Source organism: Syntrophorhabdus sp., assembly GCA_012719415.1.
Classification (GTDB): Bacteria; Desulfobacterota; Syntrophorhabdia; order Syntrophorhabdales; family Syntrophorhabdaceae; genus Delta-02.
Genome location: JAAYAK010000150.1, coordinates 1 through 9322, shown reverse-complemented (window position 1 = coordinate 9322; position 9322 = coordinate 1). Strand labels below are relative to the sequence as shown.

At 58.7% G+C, this 9322-nt stretch carries 8 protein-coding genes; 1 reads left to right on the top strand and 7 read right to left on the bottom strand.

The genetic code is table 11. The annotated features are described in order from the left end of the window. A partial coding sequence (locus tag GXX82_09350) for a hypothetical protein (protein ID NLT23239.1) occupies positions 1-1808 on the bottom strand: 1808 nt, incomplete at its 3' end. A gap of 48 nt (positions 1809-1856) precedes the next feature. Further along, a complete protein-coding gene (gene nikR / locus GXX82_09345; GenBank protein NLT23238.1) occupies positions 1857-2273 on the bottom strand; it encodes a nickel-responsive transcriptional regulator NikR in 417 nt (138 codons plus the stop codon). Between the two features lie 116 nt (positions 2274-2389). On the opposite strand from nikR, the gene cobA reads away from it, so the two are divergent. Continuing rightward, positions 2390-3883 carry a uroporphyrinogen-III C-methyltransferase gene (cobA, locus tag GXX82_09340; protein ID NLT23237.1) on the top strand — a complete coding sequence of 498 codons (1494 nt, stop codon included), beginning with the start codon at positions 2390-2392 and terminating at the stop codon, positions 3881-3883. A gap of 14 nt (positions 3884-3897) precedes the next feature. On the opposite strand, the gene GXX82_09335 is transcribed toward cobA, so the two are convergent. The 5 genes from GXX82_09335 to GXX82_09315 all read right to left on the bottom strand — a co-directional run bounded on the left by GXX82_09335 (position 3898) and on the right by GXX82_09315 (position 9194). Next, entirely contained in the window at positions 3898-4077 is a 180-nt protein-coding gene (locus GXX82_09335) for a hypothetical protein (GenBank protein ID NLT23236.1), read from the bottom strand. 118 nt (positions 4078-4195) lie between these two features. Continuing rightward, entirely contained in the window at positions 4196-4378 is a 183-nt protein-coding gene (locus GXX82_09330) for a hypothetical protein (GenBank protein NLT23235.1), read from the bottom strand. A gap of 513 nt (positions 4379-4891) precedes the next feature. After that, positions 4892-5689 carry a response regulator gene (locus tag GXX82_09325; GenBank protein ID NLT23234.1) on the bottom strand — a complete coding sequence of 266 codons (798 nt, stop codon included), beginning with the start codon at positions 5687-5689 and terminating at the stop codon, positions 4892-4894. Next, on the bottom strand, positions 5673-7784 hold the full coding sequence (locus GXX82_09320) for a histidine kinase (protein ID NLT23233.1): 2112 nt from the start codon (positions 7782-7784) through the stop codon (positions 5673-5675). The genes GXX82_09325 and GXX82_09320 overlap by 17 nt, the downstream gene beginning before the upstream one ends. A 252-nt stretch (positions 7785-8036) precedes the next feature. Further along, positions 8037-9194 carry a radical SAM protein gene (locus GXX82_09315; GenBank protein ID NLT23232.1) on the bottom strand — a complete coding sequence of 386 codons (1158 nt, stop codon included), beginning with the start codon at positions 9192-9194 and terminating at the stop codon, positions 8037-8039. Between the last annotated feature and the right edge of the window lie 128 nt (positions 9195-9322).

Genomic DNA, 9322 nt, shown 5'->3' with positions numbered 1-9322 from the left:
CGCGAGTACTCGTAGTAAAGGTCCTTCTCCTCCTTGCCGCGCCGGCATTGAGGGAGACTCGCCGCGTTGGGAAGACGTTTCGCGATCCTGGCGATGCCCTTTTCATCGGCCCTGCCCTGCCAGACGAGGCCGCCTTTGCAGTCCCTGAGGGTGACGGCCGCATCGGGAACGGGTTCCCCGCTGTCAAGGGCCGTCACAAACACCAGGGAGGACTCCCGGCCCCACTTGAAATGAGCCGCCATGTTCGTGACCAGGGCGGCCGTGGGCACGTACACGGGGCCCGGCTTTTCGAGGAGCCTTTGCCCGAGCATGAGGCTCTCTATCTCGACGACATAGAAACCGGGTTCGGACAGGGGTATGCCCACAACCTCGAACTCCTTCGTTCCACCCGGTTTGGGTATCGAGAGGGAACGGCTGCCCGGGGCGCCCTTCAGGATGGATCTCTCCCGCGGGGAGGCGGCAAGCTTATGGAGCCATGCTATGACCGACGCATCCGCGTCGTCGGCCGTCTTATGAATACCGCCCTTCATCTCGGCGGGCACGGACGTCTCTCCCGCCTGGCGGGCCCCACCTTTCGGGACGGGCTGGCCGCTGTTGTCCTTCCTGTCACCCTGTCCCGGCTTCCCCGCCTCGTTTCCTCTCGTCAGCCAGGTCTCTATCTCTCCCTCGATATTGCGCACCGTGACGGGAAGGATGGCCTCCCTGCCCGATTCCACAACTCCGAAACGATCGGGAAATTTGGCAAGGGCCGGGTACGTGTCGGTCCTGACAGGAAGGGGAAACCTGTCCGCGTTCGACAGAGAACGTCCCGATATGTCCCTCAGGCCTGCCGGGATGTGCACGTTCAGGAGACTCTTCTCGGGGAAAGGCCCCCGAAATGTCAGATATGAGACGTCGCTCTCGCCATCCTCTTCCGTCCCCGGCTTCCATGCCATGCTTTTCGCCGCGTCCTTGCCTGTCACCACCGCGATCTTCGCGGCGTCCTCCTTCGATATCGGGGCAGAGAAGACAAGCCGCATCGGCGACAAGGGTATGCATCCTCCCTGGGGCTTTTCCTTCATGCACCGGAACTTCGCGGTGAAAGGCCCCCGGGCCCGGTAGGAGAGGACCTGGTCCTTTGTCGTTGCCACGCCGCTTCTCGACGCCACACCCCTGCCCCACACGATCTTCACATGCGCCCCTGGAGGAAAGGCCTGCCTGCACTGAAAGAGCACGGCGCTGTCCTGTTCCTTCTTCGAGACACCCATCTCACGCAAAACTCTCTTTCTCTCTTCGCCTGTGATCAGCCGTATGCCGACCCGTTCGCGGACACCCTCGATGGAACAGGAGACGTTCTTCATCATCGATGCCTCCGTGGCCGGTGCGTCGAGCCGGAAGAGGAACGTCTGCCCCTCCTCCACCTCGTTGCTGTCCGCCCAGGGATCCGATTCGCGGACCGAGGGCCCACCGGTATTGAACGTGAAGGTCCTCCTGCCCGTAACCGCCGCTCCCGCGAGGGTCCTCAGGTTCTGCCTCAAGGTGAAGGTGCAGGACACGCCGGCGGGGAGGGTCTCATCGAAGTCGTAGGACCAGTTCTTCCCGTCGATCCAACGGCCCTGCCCTTTCCCGGGGCACTGCACGGTGAACGGGTCCGACGGGCGAGGGTCGCCAAATGCCGCCATCTGTTCCGAGAACCTGGCCGTCACCTGGCGGATGTCCTTGACCGAACCTTCCGGCGAGAACAGTTCCACGGACGCGCCGGCGGCATAGCTGCCGGAGCCGAACCACACCACCACCGCGAAGACGACGCAAAGGATGCTCCTCATCATACTCTTATCCTCCCCTGGGACCTCGAAAGAACGACAGACGACCGTTCCTCACCCCAGCTCTTTCCCTGTGCTGGACATGCTCAGTGTGCAGTGTTTTATGCCCTTGATCGCCCTTAACATGTCCGATAGGCGGCGGACCTCATCGGGCTTCCCCCTGACGGCGACTATCTCCAGGCAATTGTTGTGATCGAGGTGGACGTGCTGTGTGGATATGATGCTGCGTTGATAATCGTGCTGAAGGTCCGTCACCTTGTTCAGGAGTTCCCGGTGATGATGGTCGTAGATCAGCGTTATCGCCCCGGCGACCTCTTCTCCGACCTCCCATTCCCTTGCTATGAGCTCCTGCCGTATCAGGTCCCGGAACGCCTCGGACCGGTTGGAGTAGCTCTTCTCCCTGATAAGCTCATCGAACCTCTTAAGCAGATCCCCATCGAGGGAAACTCCGAATCGCACTAACCCGGACATGGTCACCTCCGTGTGGCACGTTAAAAATGAAGCGTAGCACAAGGCGAATTGCCTGTCAATTGATTCGCCTCCATTTATCCTTTGAGAAAAGCGCGCAACCTCCGTATAATGTTCTCATGGGAAAGGTATATCTCGTGGGCGCAGGCCCCGGCGACATGAAGCTCATTACAATCAAAGGTCTCGAACTCATCCGGCAGGCCGATGTCATCATCTATGATAACCTGGTGAACAAGGGCCTCCTCGAGTACGCTCACGCCGGCGCGGAGATCATCTACGCGGGCAAGAAGGCCTCCCGGCACGAGCTTCCGCAGAAAGAGATCAATGCCCTTCTTGCAGAGAAAGCGCGTCAGAACCAGGTGGTCGTTCGTTTGAAGGGCGGCGACCCCATTATCTTCGGTCGGGGAGGCGAGGAAGCGGAGCACCTTGCCGCAATCGGTATTCCCTTCGAGATCGTCCCTGGCGTCACCTCGGCGATCTCCGTCCCCGCCTATGCCGGCATACCACTCACGCACCGCGATCACGCGTCCACCGTCGTCTTCATAACGGGCCACGAGGACGAGAACAAATCGGCATCATCCATCAACTGGCACGAACTGGCAATGGGAGCGGATACGCTTGTCTTCCTCATGGGCATGAAAAATCTCGGTGTCATTGCGAAGAGACTTATCTTTGAAGGCAAGGACCCGGCCACTCCGGCCTGTGTCATCCAGTCGGGGACCCTGCCGGCTCAGAGGGTCGTCACAGGAACGCTTGCCACCATCGCCGACGAGGTGCGCAGGATGCGGCTCACTCCACCGGGGATCATCGTGGTCGGCGATGTCATCCGTCTGAGGGATAAACTGAACTGGTTCGAGCGGAAACCTCTCTTCGGAAAAAGAGTTGCGGTAACGCGCTCGGCACACCAGTCCCGCAGATTCGGAGAGATCCTCGCGGACCGGGGCGCCGAGCCCGTCTATCTGCCGACCATCGATATCGAGCCCATCGTCCCCAATTCCCGGCTGCGCTCCGCCATAGACAGGATATCCTCCTACGACGCCATCATCTTCACGAGCGTCAACGGGGCCTCCATATTCTTCGCGCACCTCAGGGGATCGGGAAGGGACGCCCGGGCCTTGAGCGGCCTCACCGTCATCGCCATTGGCGGAGCAACGGCCGCGCATCTTGCCGTGTACGGCATAGAGGCGGACCTTGTTCCGGAAAAGTTCACATCCGAGGGGATCGTCACCGTCCTTGAAGCCTACGGCGTTTCGGGAAGGCATTTCCTCATTCCCCGTGCCGAAGAAGCCCGCGACGTGGTCATTCGATACATACGGGCGAACGGAGGAAGCTGCACCGTAGTGCCCATTTACAGGGCAACGATCCCGGCGCCGGCCGGGCCGGTCCCTGACGATCTCGATATCGTCACCTTCACCAGTTCTTCCACGGCCACCAACTTTATCATGCTCTATGGTAAGGAAGTGCTGAAGAACAAGGTTATCGCCTCGATAGGCCCCGTTACGACGGCAACTCTCTTGGAATCAGGCATCAACGTCGACATCGAAGCCCGGCAGTCCGATATCCCCGGGCTGCTGAACGCTATGGAAACCTATTTTCAAGAGGATAAAGTTTAAGGCCCGGCGCCCCGTCACCAGCGTCTTGACGCCAGGACGGAACGAACGTATCCGTCCATATTGATGATGGTGTGCCTGGCGGGGTCATACGTGACGGTGCTCCCGCTTGAGTTGTTCACGAGAATGAGCGCTTCCCCCCGCGGTACCCTCTGAAGTCCGAGGAATGTGACGCTCTCTTTTCGATCAGCTTCCATCGCCGTCCTCCCTGGTCCTTAAGCCGGGCTTTCCCGCCGTGACCTCCCGGACGTGGTGTTTCCCGGTGCGCGAAACCGCCGGATCCGTCTTCAACCACATCGAGACGCCATCCCTTCTCTAGTAGGGAAGGGAAACACAGGAAACGCGGTAGTCGTTCCTGATGCTGCAGAACGTTGGAAACTCGGCAAGCTCCTCATTCTTTATGTCAAGAACACAGATGACCTGTCCTTGCATCTGAAGCTCCCTGGCTTCGTTGGGATCCACCCATTTCGTCCTGCCCTTTGTCAAAGACAACTTCATCAACATGACATCCTCCGTGAGTTTTCTTATGCTGGATATCCTATCGGGTCCACCGGAGAGCATGAGGGAATATGTGCCGAATCGACCTGCCGCAGTTACGAGCATGGTATGCAGTGGTCATGCGAGGTCTTCGAAGCCGCCTTCAGTACAACACCTGCCGGGTGATCGCTTTAGGGAAGCCGGGGCACTCACTCCCCCCCGGTGAGTGTGCCCCGGCTTGGTGGGATGATGAAACATTGGGGTTTGCACTGACAATTCTACAGGATCATTGGGGCCGATATGAGACTGCGGGACGAACCAGACCTCATTCGTGACGAGCGTCGAAATAGTCCGTGATAGCGAAAAAAAAGGGAGGCCGGGACTTGTGCAGACACAACGATGTTGACATGTCCCGGCCTCGTTGGAATGGTGCGACTACAGGGGTTTGTTGAGGTGGATTTTACACGACAAGAACGGAGAGTGCCAACACCATGGTACGATCGTGTCCTCTGTTGTGCTCAAACTGCAGCTCTGTTACGCCTTCGCCTCCCCATCATCCTCTTTCGGGTCCTTCCGGCTCCCCTGACCCTTTGCCTTCGGGGCGACGATCTGCTCCTTGAACCGCGTATAGGCCGCCCTGCCCAGCTCGATAGGCTCCGCCAGACCCGTCATCTTCAGTTCCGCTCTTCTGGCGTGCAAGGTCCACAGCTCGACGTGGTTCCTGTTGATGATCGTCGAGCGATCGAGAAGGACGAACATGTCGGCGGGCAGGCGCCTTTCCCAGTCTCTCAGCGATGACCGGACCATGAAACGCTCGCCCTGAATGTTGTGGACGTTGGTGTAGTTCCTCTCGGAGAAGATGGCCACGATGTTGCTGACGGAGACGAAAGAAGCCTTCTTCCCTGTATTGAGGAAGACCTGATCGGCAGCCGAAAAGATCTCTCCCGCGGGATCGAAGGAAGGCAGACGGAATGCCGCCCTTCTCAAGGCGTTCTTGAGGCGTTCCGGTTCGACGGGCTTGAGCAGGTAATCCAGGGCGTTGACCTCGAATGCCCGTATGGCGTACTGGTCGTAGGCCGTAACGAAGATGACGGAGGGCGGGTCTATGAGCCGCGCAAGGAGATCGAAACCCGATCCTCCCGGCATCTGAATGTCAAGGAATACCAGGTTCGGATCGAGGGCGGCGATCATCCTTTCCGCCTCGTCCGCGTTCCGTGCCTCGCCCACTATCCTGATATCCCACTGGTCTTTCAGCAGCTCCTTCATGTTCTCCCGCGCAAGCCGTTCATCGTCAACGATGAGCGCCCGGATCTCGTCAGAGTCCTTTTTCATCCTTCTCTCCTCTCCGAGGGATTTCGATGGCGACCACAACCCTGTCTCCTGACTCGCCGATCTCAAGACCATGGCGGTCACCGTAGGTAAGTTTTAGCCGTGTGCGTATATTCTCAAGCCCGATACCGCCACTTCCCGCATCTGCTGCGGCGTCCCGGGCGATCCACTTCCCCGTGTTCGTGATCTCGATCCTCACATGCTCGCCTGCCGCCCTGCATCCGACATCGATCCGAAGAGGGAGGGGCGATGTCTTCATCCCGTGCTTCACCGCATTCTCCACGATGGGCTGTACCAGCAGTTCAGGAACCATGGTGTCCCCTATCTCCTCGGGCATGCTGACAGAAACGACCAGGTCCTCCTCGAACCGGACCTTCTCCAGGCTGAGATAGCTCTCGATCATGCTCATTTCCCTTTTGAGGGGCGTAAGTCCCGATTCCCGCGATGACAAAGTGGATCGCAGGTACCGGGAGAGCTGTCGCACCAGTTCGGCGATGCGGCCCGGGTCGGTCCTGGAAAGGGCGTCCAGGGAATTGAGAACATTGAACAGGAAATGGGGATTGATCTGGTACCTCAGCGTCTCCAGCTGGGCCTCGACGAATCTCCGCTGTGCCTCCTCAGTCCTGTGGCGCTCCTCTTCAACCTGTTTCCTTTCGGTGATGTCATTGAGGAGGCCCTGGACCCTGGTCAACGCCCCCGCCCTGTCGCGGTCCGCCCTGGCGTATATGACACCTGTCCTTCCCGTTCCGCCGTGCCGGACAAGATCGACCTCCAGGCCCCTGACATTGCCTGATCTGTGCAATTCCCCGAGAAGAAGCGAGCTTGCATCTGTGCCGCAATGGTCCGCGATGTTCGTTCCCATCACCTCCGCCGGGCCTTCGCAGCCTACCAGGCGGGCAAAGGCCGCGTTGACATTCATTAGACGGCCGGCGGGGTCCATGATGAATATCCCTTCCACCGCATTCTCAAAGATACCCCTGTACAGGCGTTCCGCCTCTTCAAGCGCCGTTTGGCTCTCCTCAAGGCTGCGGGCCATGGCATTGAGCCCTCTTCCCAGACGGGCGACCTCATCGGTGCCCCTTACCTCCACGCGCCTGTCGAGGCGTCCCATCTCGATATCGCGGGCCAGGTCCATGCACTGGCCGAGCCTCGTGAGCAGTGGCCGCGCCACGGCGAGCGCTCCCCCCCACACGCCGAAGAGCATGCTGACCAGCGTGCCGGCGGTAACCCTTCCCATCGCGTGTATGGGCCTCATCGTTTCCTTTAGCGGCTTCTCGACGACGAAGAACCACTCCGGCTGCGGTGTCTTGCAGAAGGCTGCCAGTTGATCACCCCGCGGCGACGGGTAGCTGACGAAACCGCTTCCGCGCGCGAGCATGTCGCCGGGGATGGGGATGTCCGGTTGTTCGTATTCCCCTGCCTCGATGACGTTGTGGGCCTCCCAGCCCTCGGGAACCTCCCTGTCGAGCATCGGGTCGAAGACGTAGGCCTTCCCTCCGTGAACATAGTCCTGGGGAGCGAGGACATAGTCATTGAAGTAGGTGAGGTCCACAACGGCGCGCACGACGCCGGGAACGGTACCGTCGATCTCCACGGGGGCCGTGATGACTATGACGGGCCGGCCCGTTCCCCGGCTGAGGAAGATCTGGGATATGGCCGTCTCTCCCTTCCTGGCGGAGAGAAAATCGGGACGTGCCGCCACATCCCTCCGCATGCTCTCGAGGCCCACCCGGTCGGGGAAGGAAGAGGCAACGCACCGGGCATCACGGTCATGAAGATTTATCGACTGATACACCTTCGCCTCGTGAGCGATCTCCTGAAAGCGCCTGCAAACCGCATCGATCACAGCGGCGGAGCGTGGACGAAGGACTGCCCGGCGGACGCAATCCTCTCGGGCCAGTGACCGGATACCGGAGGCGAAGATATCGAGAGTCGTACGGCTCTGTCTGGCGATCAGTGCCGCTGTGCGTTCCATCTCCGTCTTCGCCGCCGATCCGAGACGCCTGCTTGCCGATCTGTGCGTGAGCAGAGAAGACAACACCACACCCGACGAAGCTATCATCGAGAACACAAAGAGAAGCTTTCCGCGAAAGGTCATAATTGACGAATGGTGAAATCGACGCCCAAAAGCCCCCTTTTTCACGGCGACGACAGGCAAAATATTCTCACGGACCATCGTCAAATGTCAATAAACAAAAAAACGGTTTCAGGTTTCAAGTTCCAGGTTTCAGGCTCAAAACCAGGAAAACGATCTGCGTGGAATGCGTGTTGATGTCCGGTCCTGCCGGAGACTTTTTCTTCTTATCTTTGACTTGAAACCTGAAACTTGAAACCTGAAACGGTTTTCTGTCTAGATGTAGTTTTCGAGGAGCAGGGAGATGGCCTTTTCCACGCTGCCGGGTTCCTTTTCTTCCATCTCCCGGATGGATTTCCTGATGCGAAATGAGGTGAGCTCGTCCCCCAGGTCGTCAAGGCACCGGTAGAGGCCGGAACGCCTCCCAAAACGGTATATGAGCCTTTGCTCCTCGGAGAGGTTGAAATAGCGGTCGATGGTCTCGAGAAATCTCTTCTTGTCCGAGGGAAGCCTTCCGTCGATCTCTTCCAGGAGGTTGAGGATATGATCGCTCTTGACGTAGCTGCCGATCCCCTCAAGGTTCTCGATGAGCAGTCTCTCCTCCCTCAGGATATCCTCTTCATCGGGGAGGAGAAAATCGCCCGTCTCCAGTTTTTCGTAGAGCGGCATGGTCCTCAACACCTTCAGCGTCCGGAACCTTATGAAATCGGGGTCGATGCGGTTGAGAACATCGGCGGTATCGAGGGCGTGCTCCCTCCACCACTTCTTTCCTCCAAGGCCCAGGACCACGTATTCCGAGAGCTCTATCCCGGCTTCCTTGACCTTTCTGCCCGCGAGCATGTGGTCCTCGCGGGTCGCCCCCTTATTGATATAGGCCAGGAGTGGATCGTGACCGGATTCCAGGCCCACGTGGATCCTCGTCAACCCGGCTTCTCTCATCCTCTTCAGGTTCTCCACCGACACGCTCCTCGCGAGCGTCCGGGACCGCGCGTATGAGGTCACGCGGTCGATGGTGGGAAAGGTCTCCTTAAGGTACTTCAGGGCATCGACAAGAACGTCCGCCTTCATGGCGAGGGAATTCGCGTCCTGGATGAAAACGTTCTTGCACCCGAAATACATCCAGACGGCGACCGACTTGTAGCTCTCATTGATGATGTGGCTGTCGAACACCGCTTCCACCAGGGAATCGGTGATCTTCCCCGCGAAACCCTTTTTCCACGAAAGCCCCCTGATGTCATCGTGGATGGCCTTGATGGTATCTATATCCGAGCTGATCTCGTCAAGGGAGCGCTTCTCGAAGCGCTTTCCCTTGTAGACCTGGCAAAAGAGGCACTTGTTCCAGGGGCAGTTCCTGGTGAACCGCACGAGAAGGCTGTAGGCTTCGTTGGGTGGGCGTATGGGCCCTATTTCATATCGCAGGGATCTTTCGCTCATTCCTTGTCTACGTGAACGGCAAATGCCGGGGTAGACGCCTTGGACATCGCTTTCTTCCTCTTCGGGTTCTGTGATGCTTTCTTCCTTTTCCTCTTTAATTCCGTCTTCTTGGATAGAGATGGCATATG

What these genes read in the sequence shown, in the direction of transcription:
- nikR (NLT23238.1), bottom strand. Translation starts at nt 2,273, where the DNA reads ATGTCCGGGTTAGTGCGATTCGGAGTTTCCCTCGATGGGGATCTGCTT.
- cobA (NLT23237.1), top strand. Translation starts at nt 2,390, where the DNA reads ATGGGAAAGGTATATCTCGTGGGCGCAGGCCCCGGCGACATGAAGCTC.
- GXX82_09335 (NLT23236.1), bottom strand. Translation starts at nt 4,077, where the DNA reads ATGGAAGCTGATCGAAAAGAGAGCGTCACATTCCTCGGACTTCAGAGG.
- GXX82_09330 (NLT23235.1), bottom strand. Translation starts at nt 4,378, where the DNA reads ATGAAGTTGTCTTTGACAAAGGGCAGGACGAAATGGGTGGATCCCAAC.
- GXX82_09325 (NLT23234.1), bottom strand. Translation starts at nt 5,689, where the DNA reads ATGAAAAAGGACTCTGACGAGATCCGGGCGCTCATCGTTGACGATGAA.
- GXX82_09320 (NLT23233.1), bottom strand. Translation starts at nt 7,784, where the DNA reads ATGACCTTTCGCGGAAAGCTTCTCTTTGTGTTCTCGATGATAGCTTCG.
- GXX82_09315 (NLT23232.1), bottom strand. Translation starts at nt 9,194, where the DNA reads ATGAGCGAAAGATCCCTGCGATATGAAATAGGGCCCATACGCCCACCC.